Origin of the sequence: Micromonospora sp. NPDC049836, from assembly GCF_044465125.1 — a bacterium.
Lineage (GTDB): Bacteria > Actinomycetota > Actinomycetes > Mycobacteriales > Micromonosporaceae > Micromonospora.
On sequence record NZ_JBITLH010000002.1, the window covers coordinates 793,580 to 817,770 of the forward strand.

Here is a 24,191-nt window from a genome sequence, read left to right on the forward strand (position 1 = left end):
GACGCTGGTGCCTGACCCGCTCTCCGCGGGTCAGGCACCCGGCAAGCGTCGGCTCAGCTGCGGGTCCAACGCTGGTTGTCGCCGCCGTTGCAGGTCCAGATCGCGACGGGGCTGCCGTTGCCGGTCGCGGCGTTGGTCACGTCCAGGCACAGCCCCGACTCCACCCCGACCACGGTGCCATCGGCGTTGAGCCGCCATTGCTGGTTCGTTCCGCCGTTGCAGGTCCAGATCTGCACCCTGGTGCCGGCGGACGTCGCGTGTCCCGGCACGTCCAGGCACTTGTTGCCGTACACGATCAGCTGGTTGCCGGCCGTGGCCGTCCACTGCTGGTTGCTGCCACCGTTGCAGTCCCAGATGTTCAGCAGGGTGCCATCGGTCTGGCTGGCGTTCGGCACGTCCAGGCACCGGCCGGAGCCGACCCCCCGCAGCACGCCGCTGGACCCGCCGGTGCCGCCGCTGCCCGGCGTCACGGTCAGGTTGTCGAACTGGGCGGTGATGCCCTGCCCGGTGGCGTAGCCGACCTGCCCGGCACCCGACGTGTAGTCGGTGACGGTGCCGACGGTGGTGCCGTTGATGCTGGCCGTGATGGTCGCGCCGCTGAACTTCAGCGCCAGGGTGTGCCAGCGCCCGGTGCCCAGCGCCGCGACGGTGCCACTGGCCAAGGTTCGCACCTGGCCGCTGGTGTTGTTGCTCAGGATCGACCACGACCCGCTGCTGTTGGCCCGCAGGTAGTAGCCGTTGAGGTTGGCCGGCGACTGGAACTGGTACGCGGCGGCCCGGCCGATGAGCTGGGCGTAGCCGGTCTTCTCCAGCATCACGTCGGAGGAGACGGTGTAGTTGGTCCAGCTCAGGTCGCCCAGCAGCGTGTACGGCTCGGCCAGCTGCGAGGTCCATTTGATCGGCGCCTGCTCCGACATCTGCCGTACGCACCGTCCGGACCGGCCACCGCCACACGCCACGATCTCGAACGAGCCCTGCGCGTCCATCAGGTACTTGGCCTCGCCGGCGACCGGGTAGCTGTCGAAGGTGTCGCTGTAGGGCAGCGGCAGCGTCCCCTGCGCCGGACTGGTCGCGCTGCCCTTCCCCTGCCCGCTCGTCGTGGTGATGCTGTAGACGTAGCCGGGCTGGACGGTCAGTGACATCGTGCCGCCGGACGGGGTGAGGTCGGCGCCGCGCACGAAGTGGTCCGCCGGGTTGTTGGACCGCACGTTGGTGGACCAGACGTGCACGGTGCCCTGGGACAGTCCCCCGCTGACGGTGAAGTTGAGGGTCTGCGCGCTGGTGGCGTCCATCGTCTCGATGATGGTGCTGTAGTCGCTTCCGGTGGGCGACCGCAGGGACACATAGCTGCCGTTGTTGCGGTTGCCGCCCAGGTAGCCGCTGGAGGAGTCGAGATAGCGCCAGCCCGGGGTGGCGAACTGGGTGGTCTGCGCCATCACCCAGGCGTTCTTACCGATCGAGTAGTAGCCCGACCACGGCTGCGGGGCGACCGCGACGCCCATGGTGGCCCACGGGATGTTCGGCGTGATGGCCGCGATGATCGGCCAGTTGATGTACGCGGTCATCTTCCCGTCGAGGTAGCCGCGGTTGATGCCCCGGGCGAGCGCGTTCGCACCGGCGTTGTAGTCGTCGGACCCGTTCTCGCTGGCCCACAGCGGCTTGCCGCTGTTCACGGCGTTGCTGGAGCTCGGGCAGTTGGTCTGGGCGCTGCGGTACCCGCACACGTAGTGCGAGCCGAAGACCGCCACGGCCCGGCCGAAGGCCGGATCGCGGAGGGCTTCATCGGCGGCGCCCCAGCCGAAGTCGTCCGAGGCGACGATCTTCACACCGGAGTACCCGCCGGCGTCGAGCGCGGCCCGCAGGTTCTTGTACCAGGTGGCGTTGAAGCCCTTCTCGTTCCACCCGCCGAGGTAGTCGACGGTCAGTCCGTGGGAGGTGGCACACCCGAGCCAGTGCAGCAGATAGTTGATCGAATCGGTGGTCCAGAAGTCGCTGCCGATCCAGCCGGGAGCACCCCAGGTCAGGCCCACCAGCCGGACGCCGGGGTTGCGGGCCCTGGCCTGTTCGGCGAGCCACCACTGGTACCCACGGTCGCAGTTCACCACGCCACGCGTGTGTTCGTGGCTCGGCTCGGCGCCGGACGTCGTGTTGGTGTCCCCGCCGATCTCAAGCTTGAGCAGCTGCACCGTCGCGCCGTAGCCGGGCTTGAACAGGTAGTCCAGCAGCTGGGTGCGCTGCGGTTCCGGATAGTCGATGAGCAGGCGGCTGTTGCCGCCGCCGCCGCTGATCGCGCCGACACCGTCGAACACCCGGCCCCCCGACGAGCCGTTGATGGTGATCGACGTGGCGGCCTGGGCCGGCGAAGCCGTCAGGAACGTCCCGGTGGTGGCGGCGACGATCACCATGACCAGCGCCATGGTGATCGTTCGGGCGCGGGCCAGTTGGGCGGTGACGAGGCGGCGCAGGGCGCCGCCGGGATGAGACCTCATGTGTCCGTCCTTACCTCAGGGTCCACTGCTGGTTGGTCTGGCCGTTGCAGGACCAGAGGATGACCTTCGTGCCGTTGGCCGTGGCCGCGCCGTTGGCGTCCATGCACAGCCCCGACTGCACGCCGCTGATCGTGCCGTTGGAGTTGACGTTCCACTGCTGGTTGGTCTGCCCGTTGCAGTCCCAGATGATCACCTGGGTGCCGTTGGCCGTGCCCTGACCCGAGGCGTCGAGGCACTTGTTGCCGTACACCTGTAGTTGCTTGCCCGACGTGTACGTCCACGACTGGTTGGCCTGGCCGGTGCAGTCCCACAACTGCACCTGGGTGCCGTTGGCCGTCGTGGCGTTCGGCACGTCGACGCAGCGGCCCGACTGGCCACCCACGAGCTGACGACCGCCGGTCGGCGGGTCCGACGACTGGACCCCGGCCGACGACATCACGGCCTGGGCCCCGGACGGCCAGTTGTTGTTGGTGACCGTCACGTTGCCGGAGACCACGTTGCCGCGGTCACCGTTGGTCACGTTGGTGCCGCTGCTGGTGCTCCAGTTGTTGGTGAGCGTGAAGTTGCCCATGTTCTCCGCGAACCAGTAGTTGGCCGTGGCCCAGGTGCCGATGGACGAGAAGACGTTGTTGGTGGCGGTGTAGTAGCGGGAACCCTCGTCGAAGTAGAGCCCGAACCAGCCGTTGGTCCGCAGGCAGTAGTTGTCGCGGATCAATCCGCTCGGATTCGCCGAGAGGGTGTAGATGCACCCGCCGTCGGTCATCTGCTGCATGACGTCGTGGACGTAGTTGCCGATGAGCCGGTTGTTCGACGCGGTGGTCGGCGTCGAGTAGCGCGGCTGGTAGTTGTAGAGGCCGCGGTCGGCGTAGTGGTTGCTGCCGCCGGCATCGTTCGCGCCCCAGCCGTACCCGATGGAGATGCCGGTGTACGGCATGTTGTAGACCTCGTTGTACGACAGGGTCGCGTTGGTGACGTACGTGGTGAAGGCGGAGACGACGCCGCGGTACTCCAGGCCGAGGTCGTGGATCCGGTTGTTGCTGATGGTGATGTCCCGGTTGACCATCCGGGAGTCGCTCGGGTGGTGGGCGTCGGCCCGCACACCGCCCACCACGATGCCGCCGGCCGCGTTGCGGGCGATCTCCGAGCGGCTCACCGTGATGGTGCTGGCGCCCAGTCCGACCCCGCTGGCGTGGGCGTTGGCGTCGTTGCCGATGCCTATCGCGGTTTGGCCGAGGTTGACGAACTGGTCGTTGGCGAAGGTGATGTTGTTGGCGGCGGAGACCTGCACCGCGGCGGGCATCTGGCTCCAGTTGGGCCGGGCGGCCTCGAACTGTTGACACCCCTCGTTGCAGGATCCGAAGCTGGGCCACGACCAGTTACCGGCGATGTAGGAGCCGGTCTGCTGGTCGGCGTAGCCCTGGTTGCTGCTGGCGCCGAGCCAGCTCGTGCCGGTGAAGGTGATGCCGGAGAACGAGAGGTGGTGGGCTGGTGCGTCATACGTGCCGCCCACGCCCACCAGCGACTGCAGGACCGGCAGTTCCACGCCGGCGGTGCTCATGTTCTGGCCGGACAGCGGGATGTAGTAGAGCGTCCCGGTGCCGGTGTTCAGGTACCACTCCCCCGGCGAGTCGAGGAATTCGTAGGCGTTCGTGAGATAGAGCGGTCCGGCCCGGTGCGGGCTGTTGAGGACGTCGTACCCGAAGTTGTTGTTGTTCCAGCCGGGTTGCTGCATCGTGATGGCGTTCCCGCTGATGCTCTGCACCGAGACGTACCGGTCGGTGAAGGAGTTGACGCTCTCCACCTGGATGCGGCTCTGGTTGGCGAGGTTGTTCAGGTAGGTCAGCGAGCTGTTGGAGAACCGCATCCCGGATCCGTTGAAAGTGAAGTCCGCGCGGTTGAGCGTGGTGCGGGCCCGTACGGCGAGGGCGCCGTTGACGTAGAGCTGCCGGGGATCGACGCCGGTGCCGACGTTGGCCCGCCAGATGTTCTTCCCGCTGTCGGCCACCGACCATCCGGTGACCGCGCGGGCACCGCTGATCACCGGCCGCGCCGACGGGGCGGCCTGCCAGCTCACCGTGTGACCGTTGGTCCCGGAGTCGGCCGCGGTGAACCGCAGCGGCGCCGACAGCCGGTACACCCCGTCGGCCAACTGGACGACGATGTCGTCGGTCATGTTGCTGGTGAGGGATCGCACCGCGGACTGGGCGGCGGACAGTGAGCACGGCTGGGCCGCGGTGCAGGCGGTGCCGGAGCCGGACGGCGCGGCATAGATCGTCGCCATGGCCGCGAACGCCGGCGGAGCGGGCGCCACCACGGCTCCCACGGCAAGCACGCTCGCGGCCGTGGCGCCGGTCAGCACCGCCCTGCGCAGTGCGGGACGGATGGATCTGAACATCAGGTCTCCTGAGGTGTGCGAAGGGCTTCGACTAGCGGCGACCCACGGCCACGACGTTGGCCCGGACCGAGTTCTCGGTGGAGTCGGACGGGTTGCCGGCGACGATGGCGCCCTCGTGGAGGGTGCCGGCGGTGCGGCTCGCGCCACCCGCGAGCAGCCGTCGGCGGCTGGTCCCTGAGCAGGATTCGGCCATCGCAGGTCCTCTCGAAGCAAGGTCGGTCGGTGGTGGGGGCGGGTGGTGCACCCGGGCGGTGTTAGCGCTAACAACAAACCGCCGGTGGCATCGGTTGCCGATCTCCGGTTGGGGGCGTCGACGTAAGACGTCTGATGACTGTGGAGACTGCCAGAATGCCCGCGACCATTCAAGAGGGTCGTTTTCCTATTCGACCGTCCCGGGCGCTGCGCCACTCGGCCGGGCCGCTGGCGGCCGCCCGAACACGGCGTTCATAACAGTTTTTCGGCGGTTTCTCTAAGGCCGGGACAGCCCTCGTGCGCCGACGGCGTGTTCCGGCCGCTCGCCGAGACACACCCCCGTCATGCGGTGGCACCAGCCTGACCGGTGGGTCAGCTTCCACGAACCCTGATCAAGCAGGCAGAGTTGGTCCGCGTCCGGGAAATGCGCAACCGGCGGACGCGCACCGCGGTCCCGTCACCTCTACGTCTTCACTGGCCCGATCCACACCGGAGTCCGCCGCCGAAACAGACAGGGCCAGCACTCCCCCGGAGTACGCCCTGGCCGACAAGGGCGACCTGGTGAGCACCCGCGGGTCATTCGGGGCGGCCGGCGGCCATCGTGGCGGCCAGACCGGCGACCGTGGGATCGGAGAACAACGTCCGGATCGGTAGGTCGATGCCGTAGTCGGCCCGGATCCGGGCCATCAACCGGGCCGCCGTCAGCGAGTGCCCGCCGAGGGCGAAGAAGTTGTCCCGCACGCCGACCGGCGCCGGCAGCAGCAGCAGCTCGGCCACGATCGCGGCCAGTCGGGCCTCGACCGGTGTGCGCGGGGCGACCCGCTCGGGGCTCGACGACGCGGTCCACTCGGGCTCGGGCAGGGCGCGGTAGTCGACCTTGCCGCTGCGCGTGAGCGGCAGCTCAGGCAGCACCATGTACGCGGCCGGGACCATGTAGTCGGGAAGCGTCCGCCGCAGGTGTTCACTCAGCCCGGCGGGCGGCTGTTCGGCGCCGTTCGCGGTGATGACGTAGCCGACCAGGCGCACGTCGTCACCGCCGCCGCGCACCGACACCACGGCCTCGGCGACGTCGGGGTGGCTTCGGAGGGCCGCCTCGACCTCGCCGCTCTCGATCCGGTACCCGCGGATCTTGATCTGCCGGTCGACCCGGCCGGCCAGCTCGATCCGGCCGGTCCGGCGCCACCGGCCGACGTCCCCGGTCCGGTACAGCCGGGCGCCCGGCCGCGGGTCGAACGGGTCCGGCCGGAAGCGGGCCGCGGTCATCCCGGGCGAGCCGTGGTAGCCGTGGGCCACCCCGGCTCCGCCGATGCAGACCTCCCCGAAGACGCCCGGCGGGACCGGTCGCTGCCGGCCGTCGAGCACGTACAGCCGGGTCCCGGCGATGATCGACCCGATCTCGATCGGGGCCGGCGATCCGGCGACGGCGTCGCCGCCGGAGTAGATCGTCGTCTCGGTCGGGCCGTACAGGTTCCACACGCGCGCTCGCGGGCCGGCGCACAGCACGTCGGCGAGGTCCCGGGGCAGCGGCTCCCCGGCGGTCATCCGCAGCGACACGGTGTCCGGGATGCCGCCGGCGTCGACGAGCATCCGCCAGCCGGCCGGTGTGGCCTGCAGGGCCGTCGCGCCGCTGTCGATCAGCAGTTCGCGCAGTCGGGCCGGGTCCTTGACCTGGTCGGTGTCGGCGACCACGACGCGTCCGCCGGCCAGTACCGGCGCGAGCAGCTCGACCAGGGCGATGTCGAACGCGAACGTCGACACGGCGACGAACCGGTCCCGCGGGCCGAGGGCAAGCTTCGGCGCGACCGCGTCGAGCAGCGCCGCGATGCCCCCCTGGGTCACGGTGACCGCCTTGGGCCGGCCGGTCGACCCGGAGGTGAAGATGGTCACGGCCGGGGCCGACGGCGGCCGGTCGAGTACCGGTTCGGGCTCCTCCAGGGGCGCGGGGAGCGCGGCCAGGTCGACGACCGGTATCGGCGGCGCCGCCGGTGGGAGGGCGGGTGCACCCGCGACCCCGCTGTCGACCACGATCGCGGCCGCCCCGGCATCAGCCAGCATCATGGCGATGCGCTGTTCCGGATAGATCGGGTCCAGCGGTATATGGGCCGCGCCGGTCGACCAGACACCGAGGATCGCGGGCAGGAGCCGGGCGCCGCGGGGCAGCAGGATCGCCACCCGGTCGGACGCGCCGACGCCCCGGTCGGCCAGCGCGGCGGCGATCCGCCGGGCCCCGTCGCGCACCTGCGCGCCGGTCAGTTCGCCGTCGCTGCCGGTGATGACGACCGCGTCACCGGCACACGCCGCGTGCAGCCGGGCCACCGCGGTCGCGTCCGGGTCGAGGTGCGGGCCGCCGTCCGGCCAGCGGTGAGTGACCAGGGCCGACAGGTCGGGAGACATGATCTCCGCGTCGGCGACGGCCCGGTCCGGGTGGTCGGCGAGGCAGCGCAGGATCGCCTGGAAGCCGTCGGTCACGAGTTGCCCGGTCGCGTCGTGGAACAGGTCGCGGTTGTAGGTGACCCGCACCTGGGGGCCGGCCGCCGTCTCGGTGACGGTCAGCTCGATCTCGAACTTCGTCGTGCCGTTCTCCACCAGCTCGGGTCGCCAGTGGAGCCCGCCGCGGTCGGGGACGGCCCAGGACTCCTCCATCGCGAACATCACCTGGGTCAGCGTGAACCGGGCCGGGTCGCGGTCGGGGCGCAGCAGCTCCACCATCCGCTCGAACGGCAGCTCCTGGTGGGCGAGCGCCCGCGCGGTCGCGCGGTGGACCGATCGCACCAGGTCGCCGAGCGTGGCGTCCCGGTCGATCCGGACCCGGATCGGCACGGTGTTCATCAGCAGGCCGACCATCGTCTCCGTCTCCGGCCGGGTCCGAGCGGCCATCGGTACCGCGATCACCAGGTCGTCACTGTCGGTCAGCCGGGACAACACGACCGCGTAGGCGGCCAGCAGGACGGCGAACATCGTGGTGCCCTGCCGGGCCGCGAGCTGCCGGAGCGCGTCGGCCAGGCCGTTGTCCAGTGTGGTGTGGATGGACCGGCCGGCGAAGGTCTGGCGGACCGGGTACGGCTCGTCGTTCGGCAGCGACAACGCCGACGGCGCGTCGGCCAGCTCGTGCTGCCAGAACCGGTCGGCCGGCGCGTACCCGCCGTCCTCGGCGTGCCCGAGCTGCCAGATGGCGTAGTCGGCGTACTGGATCGCCGGCTCCGCGACGGTCGGGGCGCCGTCGCGGATGATCGCCTCGTAGTCGGTGGCCAGTTCGTCGAACAGGACGCGGAACGACCAGCCGTCGGCCACGATGTGGTGGGCCACGACCGCGAGGACGTGGGCCTCCGGCGACATCCGGACCAGGGTGGCCACGGCGAGCGGCCCGGTGGCCACATCCAAGGTGATGCCGGCCATGTCGCGGATCAGCGCCTGGGCGGCCGGTACCCGCTCGCCGTCGGGCAGGTCCTCGACCGAGGTGCTCAGCAGCGGCCGCGGATCCGGCTCGTCGTCGACGATCTGCACCGGCACGCCGGCCTCGTGGCGGAACGTGGTGCGTAGGGATTCGTGCCGGGCCAGGGCCGCGTCCCAGGCTCCTCGCAGCGCGTCGACGTCGAGCGGGCCGTCCAGCCACACCGCCCAGGAGATGTTGTACGCGGGCAGGTCGGGGTCCATCTCGACCAGCAGCCACATCCGCCGCTGGGCGAACGACGTCGGAAGCTCGTATACAGTCACGCCTCAGCCTTCCTGACTCTGGTCAGCCGTCATCTGGTCCACTGCGACCAGGCGCAGTTCGCTGGTGTAACGCCGGCCGTCGGCATCGACGAGCCAGGTCTGATCCGGTTCCGGCAGCATCTCGACGACGGTCACCGTCGCCTCGGCCCCGCCGTGGTGGCGACAGCGTCGGACCGACCGGGAGATCAGGTCGATCGACGCGAGGCTGGTCAGGTCCGCGTAGATCGGCTTGCGCTCGCCGGCGAACCGGAGGAACACGTGCCGAGGCAGTCCGTGGCCGGTCACCCAGGCCCGGGCCTGCAGGTAACGGCTGCTCTCGTCGGCCGTCGCGGCGAACGCGAGGTCGGTAGCGGCGAACGTCCACCGCTCCCGGCCGACCACGAGATCGTCGATGGTGACCCGGGGCGTGTGGGCGGCGGGTGGCACCGGGTCGAAGCTGTTGATGATCACGCTCATGATCAGGTCGCCGAGGACCGGGAGCAGGTCGCGCTCGAATGTGCCGTCGCGGTGCCGGACCCGCAGCCCGGTCGGCGAGTCGATCACGTCGCAGTCCCCCACGGCCAGGGTCGAGGCCGGGTCGTAGCCGTTGGCGTCGTGCGACCAGACGAGCCACCGGTCGCCCGGGGACACCAGCGCACCGGCCTGCCGGGTGGCGCTGCCGCTGATCTCGGCCGTCTCGGCCTGCCAGACGACCGGTCCGGCGAGGTCGTGGCGCATGGCCGCGTGGTAGCCGCCCGGGTCGTCGTGCAGCTCCAGCCACGTGCCGTAGCGGGCGGTGATCTTGCTGGGGTGGACCTCGCCGAGCACCCAGGTGAGCCGGCCGCCGGCAGCGGCGTCGGCCCCGGCGATCATCAGGTCCGGGCTGTGGAACACGGCCGTCGGCCACGGCCGCGGCGGGGCCGGGAACCGGCCGGCCGCCCGGCGCCGCAGGTCGGCCGAGCGCAGCTGGACCCGCCGGGAACCTTCGGGCAGGTCAAGGATCGCCGACCAGTGCTCCTGCAGCGCCGCCACCGCAGGCTGGATGAGGGTCGGCGCCCGGTGGAACAGGGCGTCGTTGACGAGCAGCCAGAAGTCGGCGAACGGCACGACATCGGTGCCGAGCGCGGCGGCCCGCTTCCGGTAGGCCGCCTCGAACTGGCCGGTGTACACCTCGGCACAGGCGCCGACGAACCATCGGGCACTGTCGAGCACCAGCGCCAGCGCCTCCCGGATCCCGTCCAACGTGTCGGCGCCGAAGCGCACGGTGTCGGCACGCCGGCACTCCTCGTAGGCGACCGTACGGCCGGCGTACAGTTCACCGGCGCGTCGGGTGGGCGGGACGCCGGCCAGGCGGGTGAACGTCGCCTCCAGGCCGGCCATGGCCGCGGCCAGCCCTTCCGGGTCGCCGGCCGCGCCGGCCAGCTCGTCCCGGGCGGCGGTCAGCTCGTCGAGCGCCCGGGTGGCCGCCGCCCGGACGTCGTCGTCGGTCACCCGGGCCAGCAGCGCCCGCATGGTCCGCTCCGGATGGATGTCGGGCGGGGAGATCTCGACCTGCCAGGCCAGCCGGCGCTGGTCGGCCAGCCGGGCCAGCACAGCGAAAACCTCGTCGACGTCCCGCAGCCCGGCCGACCCGTCGGCGAGCACCCGCTCGGCCACCGCGCCGGCGTCCCGCCCACCGTCGACGGCCCGCAGGACCGCCGCCTCGGCCGGGGTCAGCGGCACCGGCGGCGCCAGCGGCACGCGGAGCTGGGTGCCGTCGAGACCGACGAACGGCATCCGCCGCGGCACGAGCCAAGGACGAAGGGCCATCGTGTGCTCGGCCAGGATCGCGGCCACCGCCCAGCCCTCCAGGTAGGTGATGCGATCCGCCAGAAACCGCCCCGCCGGGTCGTGGGTGATCCGGACGCCGGCGCCGTCGTCGATCCGCGACCAGCTCACCGGGCCGAAGAAGCCGATGGTGTCGTTCTTCGCGCAGTACCGCTGCAGGTAGCTGGCGATGAGCGCCTCGTGCTGGCGGGCCTTGGTGTCCCGCTTGGCCGGCTCCGGCCCGCGTCGGACCACCGGATCGAGGCCGGTCGTCAGCGCGTGCCGGTTCTGCCAGGCGACCGCTTCCCGCAGCGCCGGCCGGCTGGCCGCCTCGTGCAGGGTCGCGCACTGGCGTCGCACCGCCGCGGTGAACTCGGCGGAGTAGGCGGCCCTGGCCTGTTCGCCCACGGCGACGACGGCGTCGGCCGCCGCGGCCAGGTCGGCGGCCCCGAGGCCGGCCAGCAGGTGGGCCGGGAAGCCGGCCGCCCGCAGGCAGACCGTCCGCCACAGCGCCCAATCGCCGCCCAGGTGCACCAGATGCGGCGCAAGTTTCCGACCCGGCGGCGGCTGCGGGGCGCGAGCGCGGAAGGCACGGCGGTCCTGGCGGCCGATGGTGGCCGGTCGCGCCGGACCGGTCGCCGCCCGGTCGCGGGCGGCGTCGATCGCGGCGGCACAGTCGACGAGCGTGGGCTTCTCGTAGAAGGTGGCCATGCGCAGCTCGACGTCGAACACCTCACGGATCCGGAACATCAGGCGCGACGCCAGGAGCGAGTTGCCGCCGAGGGCGAAGAAGCTGTCCTCGCGGCCGATGTCGTCGCCGTACGGGCCGCCGGCGGGCAGCAGCCGCCGCCAGACGTCGGCCAACCGCTCCTCGGTCTCGCCCCGGGGCGGGGTGATCGGCCCGCGGGTCTGGACCTCCGGCGCGGGCAACGCGGCCCGGTCGATCTTGCCGTTGGCGTTGAGCGGGAACCGGTCGAGGACCTTGAACCCGGTGGGTACCAGGTATTCCGGCAGGCGACCGAGCAGGAAGTCGCGCAGCGACGCCGGCCGCAGGGTGCCCAGGTCGGCGCCGTCGGCCGGCGTCATGTACGCGATCAGGTGCCGCTGCACGCCCTGACCGGCCACCAGGACGACCGCGTCGGCCACGTCCGGATGCGCGCGGAGCACCGACGCGACCTCGCCGGGCTCGACCCGGAAGCCGCGGATCTTGATCTGGTCGTCGGCCCGGCCGACGAACTCGAGTGTCCCGTCGGCACGCCAGCGGGCCAGGTCCCCGGTCCGGTACAGGCGTGTGCCGCACCCGTGGGGATCGGGCACGAAGGCCCGCGCGGTGGCCGAGGCGTTGCCGACGTAGCCGCGGGCGAGGCCGTCCCCACCGGTGAACAGCTCGCCGGTCACACCGACCGGCACCGGCTGGCCGCTCTCGTCGAACAGGTGCACGGTGGTGCCCTGGATCGGCCGGCCGATGGGCACCGTCGACGCCACCTGGTCCGGGTCGGTCATGACGTGACACGTGGTGAACGTGGTGTTCTCGGTCGGGCCGTACCCGTTGACCAGCGGTCGGCGACCGCGGGCCGACAGCACGGCGCGCACCGTGGCCGGGTTGAGCGCGTCGCCGCCGGCCAGGAGGACGGGGACACCGGCGACGGCCTCGACATCCGCCTCGGCCAGCTGGTGGAACAGGCCGGCGGTGAGCCACGCGACCGTCACGTCGGCGGAGCGCAGCAGGGCGGCGATCTCCGGCAGCCCGAGCGGGCCGGGCGGCGCGATCACCGTCGTCGCGCCGGTCAGCAGCGCGCCCCACAACTCCCACGTGGACGCGTCGAACGCGACCGGGGCGAGGTGGAGCAGCCGCTGGCCCGGGCCGAGCGGGGCGAACGACGGGTCGTGGACGAGCCGGACCACGCCGCGGTGTGGCACGGCGACACCCTTCGGCACGCCGGTCGAGCCCGAGGTGAAGCTGATGTAGGCCAGGCTGTCCGGGTGGGACAGGTCCGGTGGCGGCGTCCGCTCGTCGGCGGCGTCGATGGGCCCGGCGTCGACGCACACCGTGTCCACCCCGGGTATCCCGGTCAGGTCGGTGGCCCGCGTCGCCAGCAGGAGCCGGGCGCCCGCGGCGGCGACCATGGCCGCCACCCTGGGCGCGGGGCTGCCCGCGTCGATCGGCAGGTACGCGCCGCCGGCCTTCGACACGGCCAGCAGGGCCACCACGAGGTCGGGGCCCCGCTCGATCGCCACCGCGACCGGCACGTCAGCGACCACCCCGCGGCGGCGCAGCCGCATGGCCAGGGCGTTGCTGCGCCGATCCAGCTCCGCGTAGGTCATGGATTCGGTGCCGAAGAGCAGCGCCGTCGCGTCCGGCCGGATCGCGACCTGGGCCGCGAACAGGGCGGGGATCGTGCGGCCCGGCTCGGCGGCGGGCACCGCCGGCCCGCGGCTCCAGCGCTGGAGCCGTCGCGACTCGTCGTCCGGCATGAGTCGCAGCCCGCCGATCGCGGTGTCCGGTCGGGCCAGGGCGTCGGCGAGCAGGTTCAGGTAGTGCTCGACCATCCGGGACATGGTCGACGCGTCGAACAGGTCGGTCGAGTACTCCCAGATCAGGTTCAGATCGTCGTCCTCGGGCCGGGACTCCCGGCCCACCCGCTGCGCCCCGCGCGGCACCACGATGACGTTGAGATCGGCCTTGGCCGAGCCGTTCGCCCGCTCGGTGACCGCACCGGTGAGCCCGCCGAAGTCGAGGTCGGGCACGGCCGAGTCGTGGAAGCTGAACATGACCTGGAACAGCGGCAGCCGTGCGGAGTCACGTTCCGGCCCGATCGCGTCGATCACCGTGTCCAGCGGGGTGTCCGACCAGGCCAGCGCGTCGAGCACGGTCTCCTGGACCTGGTCGAGCAGGTCGGTGAACGACATCCGGCCGTGCGGCCGGGTCCGCAGGACGACCGTGTTGACGATCATGCCGAGCAGCGGCTGGAGCTCGGGCAGGCTCCGGTTGGCCATGCCGGTGCCGACCAGCAGGTCCTGCTGCCCGGTGTACCGGTGCAGCAGCGCGGCGAAGGCGGCGTACATGGTCGAGAACAGCGACACCCGGTGCTGCCGACTGAACGCGCGCAGCGCGCGGGCCAGCTCGGCCGGCACCTTGATCCGCGGCGCCGCCCCCCGCAGGCTCACGACCGGCGGCCGCGGGTGGTCGGCCGGCAACTCCAGCCGGTCGGACGCGCCGGCGAGCCGGGTGGTCCAGTGGTTGACGTGGGCCTTCAGCACCTCGCCGTCCATCCACTCCCGCTGCCAGATCGCGTAGTCCGCGTACTGGACGGCCAGCTCCGGCAGGGGCGATGGCTGGCCGGCGGCGAACGCCGGATAGAGCGCCGACAGTTCGGACAGAAACACCGCGAGTGACCAGCCGTCGTGGATGAAGTGGTGTTCGACGTGGACGAACGTGTTCTCGCCGCCGCCGTGGCGCAGCAGCAGCCAGCGGGCCAGCGGCGCGCTGGTCAGGTCGAACGGCTGGGCCAGCTCGGCGACGACCACGTCGTCGGCCTGCTCGCGCGGCACGTCCAGGACGCGCAGCGGGGCGCCCATGCTCGCGACCGGCTGCTGCACCGCGACACCGTCGACGCTGACGAAGGTGGTCCGCAGCATCTCGTGCCGGCGCACGATCTCGTCGAGCGCGGCGCGGAGGGCCGCGGTGTCCACGTCGCCGCGCAGCGACACCGTGGCCTGGAAGTTGTAGGCGATGTTGCCCGGGGCCAGCTGCGCGAAGAACCACACCCGTCTTTGCTGGAACGACAGGGGAATCGGCCGGCTGCGGTCGGCCCGGGTGATCGGCGGCGGGGTCGGCGGGATCGGGGAGTCCAGGTCCAGGCCGGTGTCCACCTGCGGTCGGCCGGTCCGCTCGTCGACCAGGTCGGCGAACGCGGCGATCGTGCGGGCGCGGGCCAGCTCGGCCAGGCTGAGCTTCGCGCCGAGCTCGACGGCGATCCGGGCCGAGAGCCGGCCGACCAGCAGCGAGGTGCCGCCGAGAGCGAAGAAGTCGTCGTCGGCGCCGACCGCCACGCCACCGAGCAGGTCGGACACGATCCGGGCGACCGCGCCCTGGGTCGGCGTGCGCTGGGGTGCGGCCACCGCGGCCAGGCCGGCGGCCACCCGGTCGGGTGCGGGCAACGCGGCCCGGTCCACCTTGTCGTTGGCCGTCATCGGCAGCGCGGGCAGCACGACGACGGCCGCGGGCACCATGTACCCGGGCAGCCGGGCCGCCACGAACGCGATCAGCTCGGCCGGCGTGGCGTCCGCGGCGACGTAGGCGTGCAGCACCGGGTCGGCGGAGCCGGTGCGTCGGGCGGCCACGTAGGACTCCCGGACGGCCGGGTGCTGCCGCAGGACGGCCGCGATCTCGCCGGGTTCGATCCGGAATCCACGGATCTTGACCTGGTCGTCGAGCCGGCCGAGGTACTCGAAGGTCCCGTCGGGCCGGCGGCGGACCAGGTCGCCGGTGCGGTACATCCGCTGGCCCGGGACCGCGACGTCGGGCACGAACGACCGCGCGGTGGCGGCCGGGTCGTCCAGGTAGCCCCGGGCCAGGCACGCGCCGGCCAGGCACATCTCGCCGGGCGTGCCGTCGGGCACCACGTCGAAGCCGTCGAGCACGTAACAGCGCACACCGTCGAGGGGCACGCCGATCGGCGGCGGCACCGGCCCGCCCGGCGGCACCACGGCGGTCGTCGCGACCACCGTGCACTCGGCCGGGCCGTACACGTTGACCAGGGTGAACGGCAGGCCGGGCGGCATGCCGCGCTGCAGCGCGGAGCCACCGGTGTGCAGCCACCGGAGCGCGGTGTGCGCCGGCCACGGCACGTCGAGCACCGCCTCGGCCAGCGGCGTGGGCAGGAAGGCCGCGGTGATCCGCTCATCGGCCAGCCAGGCGACCAGGTCCGGCGGCGAGGCGCGCACGGCCGCGGGCGGCACCACGAGCGTGCCGCCCGCGGCCAGCGTGGGCCAGGTGTCCCACACCGAGACGTCGAATCCGGGGGCGCACAGCAGCGTGGTGCGGTCCCGCTCGCCCAGGCCGAAGGCGTTCTCGTGCCAGCGCATGAGGTTCGCGAGGCCGCCGTGGCGGACCGCGGCCGCCTTGGGCCGGCCCGTCGAACCCGACGTGAAGATGACGTAGGCCAGCGCGTCGTCGGCCGGCTGCGGGACCGCCTCGTAGCATCCGGCGGGCGGCTGCGCCAGGTCGACGACCTCGGGGTCGCCGAGCTCCGCGCCGGCCGACAGCAGCGGTCGGGTGGTGATCACGGCGGCGGCCCCGGACAGGCCCAGCAGCCCCGTGGTCCGCGTGCTCGGGTGGGCCGGATCGAGCGGTACGTAGGCGGCGCCGGCCAGCAGCACGGCCAGCTCGGCGACGACGATCTCGGCGGACCGGTCGGCGTAGACGGCGACCACGTCACCCGGTCGGACGCCACGCCGGGTGAGCCGGGCCGCCAGGCCGGCGGCGTGCCTGGCCAACGTCAGGTAGGTGAGCCGCCGGTCGCCATCCTGCACGGCGATCGCATCCGGCGCCTGGGTGACGCGGGAGTGGAATTGATCGAGGATCATCACGCACGCTTTCTCTGCTGGTGGCGGCTTGATTCGCGGCGCGGTGGGTCAGGTGCCCGACGCCAGGGCGCGGCGCAGGCTCAGCGGACGCATGTCGGTCCAGATCTCCTCGATGTGGGCCAGGCAGTCGGCCTCGGGGCCGCGGAAGCCTTCACCGCGCCACCCGGCCGGCAGGTCACCGTCGGCGTCCCAGATCGAGTACTGCTCCTCGTCGTTGACGACCACGAGGTAGGTGCGCTCCATCGTCAGTTCCCCTTTCGCGTGGACCGGCCGGCCACCGACAAGGCGCCGGCCATGGTCACCGTTGTCCCGGACCCGGCCAAGGCCCGGCTGATCGGATCGGGCACCCGCCCGTCGGCGATCCGCACCGAGGCCACCCCGCCGGCCAACGCCTCCCGGGCGGCGACGAGTTTGAGCGCCATACCGCCGCCGGCGACGGATCCGGGTGCACCGGTCGGGGGCACCTCGTAGGTGCTCTGCACGCTGGTGTCGTCCTCGGCATCGGCGAGCACGCCGGGCGCACCGGTCAGCAGCACCAGCCGGTCGGCGCCGAGCGCCACCGTGAGCGCCGCGGCCACGCGGTCGGCGTTGACGTTCACCGGGTGGTCGTGCTCGTCGATCGCCGGCGGTGAGACCACCGGCACGAAACCGGACCGCAGCAGGCCGTCCAGCAGTTCGGTGCGGACGGCGCCGAGCTGGCCGCTGTGGTTGTCCCGCACCAGCACGGTCCGGCCGTCCACCACCGCCCGGACGGCCGGTTTGCGGCGGGCCCGCAGCATGCCGCCGTCGAGGCCGGTGAGGCCGACGGCCGGCACCCCGAGGCCGGACAGCGCGGCGACGAGCGCCGGTTTGACCGCCCCGGCCAGCGCGAGCACGACGACCTCCAGCATCGCCGGATCGGTGTACCGGGCCGACACCCCGTCCGGGGCGACCAGGGTGCGCTGTGGCACGTCCAGCTTCCCGGCCAGCCGGGCGATCTCGCCGGAGCCGCCGTGCACCAGGACGACGGACTCGCCCCGCTGGACGAGCCGGGCGACGTCGGCGCAGATGCCCGCGGAGTCCACGGCCGGGTTCCCGCCACACTTGACGACCGTCAGCAACCTGGTCACGGCTCTCCTAGGCGGGGTGCAGGCCGGGGAAGGACAGGCCGAAGCTCTCCGGCCAGCCCATGCGGATGTTCAGGCACTGGACCGCGTTGCCGGCGCCGCCCTTCATGAGGTTGTCCAGCGCCGCGATGGTGATCAGCCGGCCGGTGTCCTCGTCGAACGCGAACCCGACGTCGCAGAAGTTCGAACCCGACAGGATCTTCGGCTCCGGGAACCGGTACCGGCCGCGCTGCTGCGCGACCAGCCGGACGAACGGCTCGTCGCGGTACCGCTCCCGGAACGCCTGGCGTACCGCCTTCCCGTCGACGCCGGGTTTCGGGTTGACGTGACAGATCGTCTGCACGCCCCGCACCGCCTCGACCCCGGTCGCGGTCATGGTGACCCGCACGCCGACGTGCCGGGCGATCTCCGCTTCGTGCCGGTGCCCGGTCGGCGCGAACACCCGCATCGCCCCGCTGCGGAAGGCGTGCAGGTTGCCGTCCCCGGCGGTGGCCCCGGATCCGCTGGACCCGGTGCGCGCGTCCAGGCGGACGTCCGGTCCGATCATGTCCCGGATCGGGTGGAGCGAGAGCACGCCGGCCACTGCCATGCATCCGGGCACGCTGACCAGGTCGGCGCCGCGTAGGCGCTCCCGGTGCAGCTCCGGGATCCCCGGAACGAACTCGCCGAGCAGGTGCGGCGCGGCGTGCGGGGTCCGGTAGTAGCGCTGGAAGACCTCGCTGTCGGCCAGCCGGAAGTCGCCGGTGAGGTCGATGACCTGCTTGGTGTGCCCGATCCAGCGCTCGATCTGGGTCATCGCGGCGCCGTGCGGCGTGGCCAGGAAGACGGTGTCGTACTCGTCCACCTCGTCCACCGAACAGAACAGCAGGTCGGTGGCGGATCGCAGGTTCGGGTGGACACCGTCGACCCGTTTTCCGGCGAATCGGGAGGAGACCGCGGCCGTCACCTCGACCTCCGGGTGGCCGACGAGCAGTCGCAGCAGTTCCCCGCCGATGAACCCGGCCGCGCCGACGACAGCGACGCGGATCACTCGCCCCAGTCCTCTTCGATCTCGGGGGCGAGCGCGAGCACCGCCGGACCCAGGGCGACGATCTCCAGTTCGTTCCGGCAGCCGGCGCACTCGATGATCTCGTTGAGCCGTACCGATTCGCTGATGGACACCTCGTCCGCGCATTGCGGGCAGGCCGACATGGTGGTCATGGGTGACGTCCTTTCACTGGTTGGTCGAAGTGAGCCATCGCGTCGAGTGCGGTGCGGACCATGGTCACGATCCGTTCCGCCGTGATGTCGTAGTGCGTGAGCAGGTATTCCTGGTTGCCGACCGCGTCGACGAACTGGTCCGGCATCCCCAGCCGCAGGACCTTCGTCGGCGTGGCCTCGGCCAGGGCTTCGGTCACCGCGCCGCCGAGGCCGCCGCCGCGCCAGTGCTCCTCGACCGTCACCACGAGCGCGGCCGGTCGCGCCGCCTCGATCAGCGTCTCGGTGTCGAGGGGTCGCACCGTGTGCAGGTTCAGCACGGTGGTGTCGATGCCGCGCCCGGCGAGGGCGTCCGCCGCGGCGAGGCAGGCCAGCGTCGGGTAGGGGCCGCAGCACGCGAGGACCGCGTCACCGCCCGTTCGCAGCGTCTGCGCGCGACCGATGACCGGGGCAGGGGCCGGCGGCAGCGGCGGCGACGCTTTGCGGTCGAGCCGGACGTAGAGCGGTCCGGCCAGGCTCAGGCTCTGCGCGACGAACGCCTCCGTGGCCGCCGCGTCGGCCGGCACCACCACGGTCATCCCGGGCAGCACCCGCAGCACGGCCAGGTCCTCCAGGGCCTGGTGGGTCGGGCCGAGGTGGCCTGCGGCGAGGCCGCCGTGGGTGGCCATGATGCGGACCGGCAGCCGGTTGTACGCGATGTCGATCTTGATGGCTTCCAGCGCCCGCGAGGCGGCGAACGCGGCCATCGTGTTCACGAACGGCATGCGCCCGCACGCGGCCATGCCCGCGGCGATCCCCATCAGGTTGTGCTCGGCGATGCCGAGGTTGAGGTACTGGTCCCCGGCCGCCGCGACGTGCTCCGGGCGGAACAGGCCGGTGTCGGTGTCCAGGCAGATCACCTCCGGATGCCCCTCCAGCAGGGACAGCAGGCGGTCCCGGTACGCCTCCCGGACGGCGCGGCTCATCGGACGGCGTCCGGGACGGCCAGCGCGGCGAGCGCCCGGGCATGGTTGCGCGGCGACAGCGTCACGTAGTGGCTGTCGGCCCGGCCGGCGAGGAACGACAGCCCGTGCCCCTTGACCGTGCGGGCGATCAGCACACTCGGCCGGCCCGGCTCCCACGGTGCGGCGGCGAGGTGGTCGGCCAGTCGGGTCGCGTCGTGGCCGTCCACCTCGCGGACCGCCCAGCCGAAGCTGCGCCAGCGTTCGGCCAGCGGCTCCATCGGCGCGATCCGCTCGGCCGGACCGGTCAGTTGCAGCCCGTTGCGGTCCACGACGGCGACCAGCCGGTCCAGCCGCAGCGACGCGGCCGCGATGGCCCCCTCCCAGACCGAACCCTCCTGGAGTTCACCGTCGCCGAGGAGCACGAAGCTGCGCGAGTCGCGGCCCGCGTACCGGTTGGCCAGCGCGAACCCGCAGGACAGCGCGAGACCGTGGCCGAGCGACCCGGTCGGCAGCTCGACACCGGGCACCGCGCGCACCGGATGACCCATCAACCGGCTGCCCGGCCGTCCGTATCCGGCGAGCTCCGCGACCGGGAAGAAGCCCCGTTCGGCGAGCGCCGCGTACAGGGCCAGGGCGGCGTGGCCCTTGCTGAGCAGGAAGCGGTCACGGTCCGGGTGGTCCGGCCGCCGCGGGTCCACGTTGAGCACCGAGAAGTACAGTGCGCTGAGCACCTCGACGCAGGACAGTGCGCCGCCGAGGTGGCCGCCTTCCGGCCCGGCGCACATGTCCACGACGTGCGCGCGGATGCGGCTGGCGACCGCCTCCAGGGTGTCCTCGGCCGTGGTCATGACGCCGCCGCCGCGAGCGTCGCCACCGCGTCCCGGTTCGCCCAGACCTTCTCGAACGCGTCCGCGTAGAGGCCGAGCAGCTCGCCCGATCCCGGATTGAGGTGACGCTTCTGGAGGGTGAGGGAGTCGGCGATGATCGCGCGGGCCACCGGGTGGTCCGCGGCGGCCGGGGCCGCATCGCCGGTCACCGTCCACGGATAGCCTCCGCCGAACCCGACGCGGTCGACGAATACCTTCTGGTCGGGCAGCGGCATGAGCTGGTACTGCGACATCGGCACGCCCTCGGCGCGCAGCAGCCGCCGCAGCGCCGAGCGCAGCGCCGCCGGCCGTACGTCGTCGGAGAGGCCGAACCCGGCCCGCTCGAACCGGAACCGCAGGATGTGCCAGGCGTGCGTGGTGTCCGGGAGGGCGGTCGGTACGCGCAGGCCGGGCAGCGCGGCGAGCCGGGCGAGGAAGTCGGCGACGTTGCGTTGCCGTTGGCGTTCGTACTCGTCGAACCGGGCGAGCTGCGCGGTGGTGAAGGCGGCCTGGATCGCGTTCATCTTGTGGTTCCAGCCCAGGCCGTAGGACACGTAGTCGCGGTCCCGGCCGTTCTCGATCACCTCGCCGAACTGCCGGGCCCGGCGGACCGCCTCGGCCAACTCGGCGCGGCCGGTCACGAGCAGGCCGCCTTCGCCGCAGGTCGGGATGTTCTTCGTGACCTGCAGGCTGAACGCGCCCGCGTCGCCGATCCCGCCGACCGGCCGCCCTCGGTAGGTCGCGCCGGGGGCCTGGGCCGCGTCCTCGATCACCGCGAGGCCGTGCCGGCCCGCGATGTCGAGGAGCCGGTCCATGTCGGCCGGTGCGCCGTGCAGGTGCACCGGGATGATCGCCGCGGTTCTCGGCGTGATCCGGCGCTCGACGTCGTCCGGGTCGAGGTTGAACGTGACCGCGTCGACGTCGGCGAACACGGGAGTGGCCATCTGGTGTACCGGCGCGAGCCCGGTGGCGATGAAGCTGAGCGCGGGCACGATCACCTCGTCGCCCGGTCCGATCCCGAGCCCGGCCAGCGCCAGGGACAGCGCGGCCGTACCGGTGGACACCGCCACACAGTGGTCGAAGCCGAACCGCTGCGCCCAGTTCGCCTCCAGGGTGGCGACCGGGTTGCTGCCCTCGGTGTTGGACACCAGCCGGCCGCCGTCGAGCGTGTCGAGGACGGCCTTGCGGTCCTCGTCCTCGATCAGCGGCCAGTCCACGCCGCGCCGGTCCTTCGGTACGGCGGCCGTGCCGCCGAACGCTGCCAGCTTGCTCATCGCTGCCTCTCCGGGTACTCAGATCGCCGCGCTGACGGCGTCGACGGCGTACGCGTACTTGCCGCGCAGGACGGTGGCGTGGTGAGCGATGTCGGCGGACACCGCCCGGGCGTCGGCGATCCCGTGCGCGCCGGTGATGCGCAGCCCGGTCCAGGCGTGGGCGACCGCCTCGACGGCCCGTCCGGCTCCGGCGAGGGCCGGATCGCCCCACTCCCGGCCGCAGCGGCGTAGCAGTTCGCCGTGCAGCGACGCCTGCGCCTGCATGCCCCAGCCGAACGGGTACAGCTCGCGCAGCGCGGTGGCGTCCCCGGCCCGGCATCTCTCGACGAGTTCTTCGGCGAACGCGTCGAACCCGGCGAGACCGGTGCGGGCCGCGGTGGCGGTGGTGAAGTCGTCGACGTCGACGCGCAGGTAGCCGTCGAGCAGGTCGGGGGTCAGCGGCGCGGGCGGGGTGTCGAGCCGGACGTCCAGACAGCGCCGGCCGATCCGCGAGTCGCTGAAGAACGCGTCCTGCACGTCGGCCGGGTTGGTCGAACCCCAGCTGTTCAGGAACTCCTCGATCGGGACCGGACCGCGGTAGGCCGGCGGCATCGCGTCCGAGACGTACACGAGTCCGCGGTCCTCGTCCAGGCCGTAGATCACCACGAGGTGGGCGGCGTGCACATCGCCGTAGGCGGGCCGGAACGGCAGGTAGAAGTTGTCCACCGCGGCGATGACCGGCTGGTCGCCGGCCAGCGACTCGCGGACCTCCCGCCAGACGTCGTCCCCGTCGGCCGGCTGCCACCAGCGGGCCCGCAGCTCGTGGTGCGGGGCCAGGGCCGCGCCCAGGTCGCCGTCCGGACAGGGGTAGTAGAACTCGTCGAACCGGACGTCGCCGGGCAGGTGCAGGAACCGCCAGCCCGCCCCGAGCACGGCCAGCGGGTCGGCGCCCAGTCGGGCCACCAGCGTGCCGAACGTGGCCTGCAGGCAGCTGACCAGGTCGCGATACCACAGCTCCGGCTCGCCGATCAGGTAGGTCCGGGCCGTCACCTCACTGGTCATGGTCGGCCCCCGCGCGTTGGAGCGTGACCGCGAAGATGTGCATCGCGACGTTGCGCGGCAGGCGGATGCCGGCGAGGTCGGCCCGCCGGGTGACCGGCACCCGTTGGGCCCACATGACCGCCGGCACGCCCCGCTGCACGTGGTGCGGGTAGTGCATGACCGGGCTCTGGAACGCCAGGAGTTCACCGAACCAGGCCGGCGCCGCCCAGAAGTCGGAGACCCGCAGCGGCTCGGCGTCGACCGGGCCGTCAGCGAAGTTCAGCTCGACGGTGTCCTCGCAGCGCCGCTCGGCCGCGGCCAGGACGTGTACCCAGTCGTAACGGCCCTCCGCTACGGCGATGAACTGTCCTTCGCAGCGGATGTTGTCCGGGCCGGCGCACACCGGCGGGAACCGGAAGGGCACGCCTGCCACGTGGACGAGGCTTCCGCCGGCCGGCAGGTGCTCGGCGGCGAACGAGTTGCCCCACACGTTGAAGTGGCCGGCCTTCGTCGCCGTCGCCGACGAGATGGCGGTGTTGTTGCGGTGACCGGATATGTCGACCGGATCGCACCGGTGGGAAACGGCACTGGAGGCGAGCATGTCTCTCCCTCACTGGAACGCTCTTCGGTGAGACCAATCTAGGTCACTGAATCCCTCATTTCGTCTGCACAACGATTACCGTTAATGTCCAAATTGACCTCTTGAGGTGCTCTCCGGGTAATCCAGCTGACTATTTCGACGCCGGCGATCAGGGCCGGAGCGCAGCCCCGCGCAACCGCTCGTAGTACGGCAGGTGGTAATCGCGGTAACCCCGCAGCACCGGATTCGCATCGACCACCGCGGCACCGTCGCCGGCTGTCCGCCGCCCGAAACCCCCGGTCCGGCTGGTCGACTGGTGCCACCGGCCGGTCGCCTGCCACTCCGGCCGCATGCCCGGCTGCCAGCTCAACGCCTCCGGCACGAACGGGATGCCCACCGCCGCGCAGTACGCCCGCACGGTGTCCTCCGGCCGGTCCAGCAGGTCGTCCGAGTCGATCACGATCGGCGTCGTGCCGGTGGCCGACCGCACCGCGTCGAAGACCTCGTACAACCAGGCGAAGCCGATCTCGTCGCGGCCCAGGTTCGGGTTCAGGGCGAAGTGCGAGGCGATGGCCTCACTCGGGTGGCGAACGATGAACGTATGGGTGGCGGCCCTCAGGAAGGCCCGGTCGGCGAGCAGCGCCGGGTAGTGGAAGTCCATGGTGTCCTTGAAGAACACCGGCCGCTCGGCGGCGAGCGCGCGCAGGGCGTCGAGCACGTCCTGCTCGGTGTGCACGACCCGGTCGCCCACCTTCGCCTCGCCGAAATCGACCACCTGGGAGAACGGTTCGTGCACCACGAGGTGGTCGTTCCGCTCCGTCATCATCCGGGCGAAGGCGGTGGAGCGGCAGCGCGGCGCGCTCCACAGTGCGAGCACCGGTATCCGTTCGGGTGTGTTCTTCATCTGATTCCTTCCGCTATGACGCATTGAACGCCGCCCATTGTCGTACCGGCCGGGCGCGGATCGGGTAAGCGAAATGCGCAACCCGTGGGCGGAAATGTCAATGTAACGCGTCGCCCCGGATGAACCTCGCGCGGAC

The 24,191-nt window shown here is 72.2% G+C and carries 15 protein-coding genes; all 15 read right to left on the reverse strand.

Going from position 1 to position 24,191, the window contains the following annotated elements; genetic code table 11:
- Positions 1-53 precede the first annotated feature (53 nt).
- Positions 54-2,489 carry a ricin-type beta-trefoil lectin domain protein gene (locus ACIBPB_RS07435; RefSeq protein WP_396838723.1) on the reverse strand — a complete coding sequence of 812 codons (2,436 nt, stop codon included), beginning with the start codon at positions 2,487-2,489 and terminating at the stop codon, positions 54-56.
- Positions 2,490-2,499: 10 nt separating this feature from the next.
- Positions 2,500-4,884 carry an RICIN domain-containing protein gene (locus tag ACIBPB_RS07440; protein ID WP_396838724.1) on the reverse strand — a complete coding sequence of 795 codons (2,385 nt, stop codon included), beginning with the start codon at positions 4,882-4,884 and terminating at the stop codon, positions 2,500-2,502.
- Between the two features lie 31 nt (positions 4,885-4,915).
- Complete coding sequence (locus ACIBPB_RS07445; protein WP_396838725.1) at positions 4,916-5,077, reverse strand: arabinofuranosidase catalytic domain-containing protein; 162 nt, start codon at positions 5,075-5,077, stop codon at positions 4,916-4,918.
- Between the two features lie 575 nt (positions 5,078-5,652).
- Positions 5,653-8,790, reverse strand: coding sequence for an amino acid adenylation domain-containing protein (locus tag ACIBPB_RS07450; protein ID WP_396838727.1), 3,138 nt, complete (start codon positions 8,788-8,790; stop codon positions 5,653-5,655).
- A 3-nt stretch (positions 8,791-8,793) separates the two neighbouring features.
- The gene (locus ACIBPB_RS07455; RefSeq protein ID WP_396838728.1) at positions 8,794-16,164 is read right to left on the reverse strand and encodes an amino acid adenylation domain-containing protein; all 7,371 of its coding nucleotides are present in this window, start codon (positions 16,162-16,164) and stop codon (positions 8,794-8,796) included.
- A 48-nt stretch (positions 16,165-16,212) separates the two neighbouring features.
- On the reverse strand, positions 16,213-16,407 hold the full coding sequence (locus tag ACIBPB_RS07460; RefSeq protein ID WP_396838729.1) for an MbtH family protein: 195 nt from the start codon (positions 16,405-16,407) through the stop codon (positions 16,213-16,215).
- A 2-nt stretch (positions 16,408-16,409) separates the two neighbouring features.
- A complete protein-coding gene (locus ACIBPB_RS07465) occupies positions 16,410-17,273 on the reverse strand; it encodes a [LysW]-aminoadipate kinase (RefSeq protein WP_396838730.1) in 864 nt (287 codons plus the stop codon).
- A 7-nt stretch (positions 17,274-17,280) separates the two neighbouring features.
- Entirely contained in the window at positions 17,281-18,300 is a 1,020-nt protein-coding gene (argC, locus tag ACIBPB_RS07470) for an N-acetyl-gamma-glutamyl-phosphate reductase (protein WP_396838731.1), read from the reverse strand.
- Positions 18,297-18,470, reverse strand: a complete 174-nt coding sequence (locus tag ACIBPB_RS07475) for a lysine biosynthesis protein LysW (RefSeq protein WP_357312115.1) — start codon at positions 18,468-18,470, stop codon at positions 18,297-18,299. The genes argC and ACIBPB_RS07475 overlap by 4 nt, the downstream gene beginning before the upstream one ends.
- A complete protein-coding gene (locus tag ACIBPB_RS07480) occupies positions 18,467-19,432 on the reverse strand; it encodes a transketolase C-terminal domain-containing protein (protein WP_357312112.1) in 966 nt (321 codons plus the stop codon). The genes ACIBPB_RS07475 and ACIBPB_RS07480 overlap by 4 nt, the downstream gene beginning before the upstream one ends.
- Complete coding sequence (locus tag ACIBPB_RS07485; protein ID WP_396838732.1) at positions 19,429-20,259, reverse strand: transketolase; 831 nt, start codon at positions 20,257-20,259, stop codon at positions 19,429-19,431. The genes ACIBPB_RS07480 and ACIBPB_RS07485 overlap by 4 nt, the downstream gene beginning before the upstream one ends.
- Positions 20,256-21,551 carry a DegT/DnrJ/EryC1/StrS family aminotransferase gene (locus tag ACIBPB_RS07490; RefSeq protein ID WP_396838733.1) on the reverse strand — a complete coding sequence of 432 codons (1,296 nt, stop codon included), beginning with the start codon at positions 21,549-21,551 and terminating at the stop codon, positions 20,256-20,258. Before ACIBPB_RS07490 ends, ACIBPB_RS07485 begins: the two co-directional genes overlap by 4 nt.
- An 18-nt stretch (positions 21,552-21,569) precedes the next feature.
- Entirely contained in the window at positions 21,570-22,592 is a 1,023-nt protein-coding gene (locus tag ACIBPB_RS07495; protein ID WP_396838734.1) for a BtrH N-terminal domain-containing protein, read from the reverse strand.
- A complete protein-coding gene (locus ACIBPB_RS07500; RefSeq protein ID WP_396838735.1) occupies positions 22,582-23,172 on the reverse strand; it encodes a hypothetical protein in 591 nt (196 codons plus the stop codon). Before ACIBPB_RS07500 ends, ACIBPB_RS07495 begins: the two co-directional genes overlap by 11 nt.
- Before the next feature lie 148 nt (positions 23,173-23,320).
- A complete protein-coding gene (locus ACIBPB_RS07505; RefSeq protein WP_396838736.1) occupies positions 23,321-24,055 on the reverse strand; it encodes a hypothetical protein in 735 nt (244 codons plus the stop codon).
- Positions 24,056-24,191: the final 136 nt, after the last annotated feature.

What these genes read in the sequence shown, in the direction of transcription:
- ACIBPB_RS07490 (WP_396838733.1), bottom strand. Translation starts at nt 21,551, where the DNA reads ATGAGCAAGCTGGCAGCGTTCGGCGGCACGGCCGCCGTACCGAAGGAC.
- ACIBPB_RS07475 (WP_357312115.1), bottom strand. Translation starts at nt 18,470, where the DNA reads ATGACCACCATGTCGGCCTGCCCGCAATGCGCGGACGAGGTGTCCATC.
- ACIBPB_RS07500 (WP_396838735.1), bottom strand. Translation starts at nt 23,172, where the DNA reads ATGCTCGCCTCCAGTGCCGTTTCCCACCGGTGCGATCCGGTCGACATA.
- ACIBPB_RS07480 (WP_357312112.1), bottom strand. Translation starts at nt 19,432, where the DNA reads ATGAGCCGCGCCGTCCGGGAGGCGTACCGGGACCGCCTGCTGTCCCTG.
- ACIBPB_RS07455 (WP_396838728.1), bottom strand. Translation starts at nt 16,164, where the DNA reads ATGATCCTCGATCAATTCCACTCCCGCGTCACCCAGGCGCCGGATGCG.
- ACIBPB_RS07445 (WP_396838725.1), bottom strand. Translation starts at nt 5,077, where the DNA reads ATGGCCGAATCCTGCTCAGGGACCAGCCGCCGACGGCTGCTCGCGGGT.
- ACIBPB_RS07440 (WP_396838724.1), bottom strand. Translation starts at nt 4,884, where the DNA reads ATGTTCAGATCCATCCGTCCCGCACTGCGCAGGGCGGTGCTGACCGGC.
- ACIBPB_RS07435 (WP_396838723.1), bottom strand. Translation starts at nt 2,489, where the DNA reads ATGAGGTCTCATCCCGGCGGCGCCCTGCGCCGCCTCGTCACCGCCCAA.
- ACIBPB_RS07460 (WP_396838729.1), bottom strand. Translation starts at nt 16,407, where the DNA reads ATGGAGCGCACCTACCTCGTGGTCGTCAACGACGAGGAGCAGTACTCG.
- ACIBPB_RS07495 (WP_396838734.1), bottom strand. Translation starts at nt 22,592, where the DNA reads ATGACCAGTGAGGTGACGGCCCGGACCTACCTGATCGGCGAGCCGGAG.
- ACIBPB_RS07485 (WP_396838732.1), bottom strand. Translation starts at nt 20,259, where the DNA reads ATGACCACGGCCGAGGACACCCTGGAGGCGGTCGCCAGCCGCATCCGC.
- ACIBPB_RS07505 (WP_396838736.1), bottom strand. Translation starts at nt 24,055, where the DNA reads ATGAAGAACACACCCGAACGGATACCGGTGCTCGCACTGTGGAGCGCG.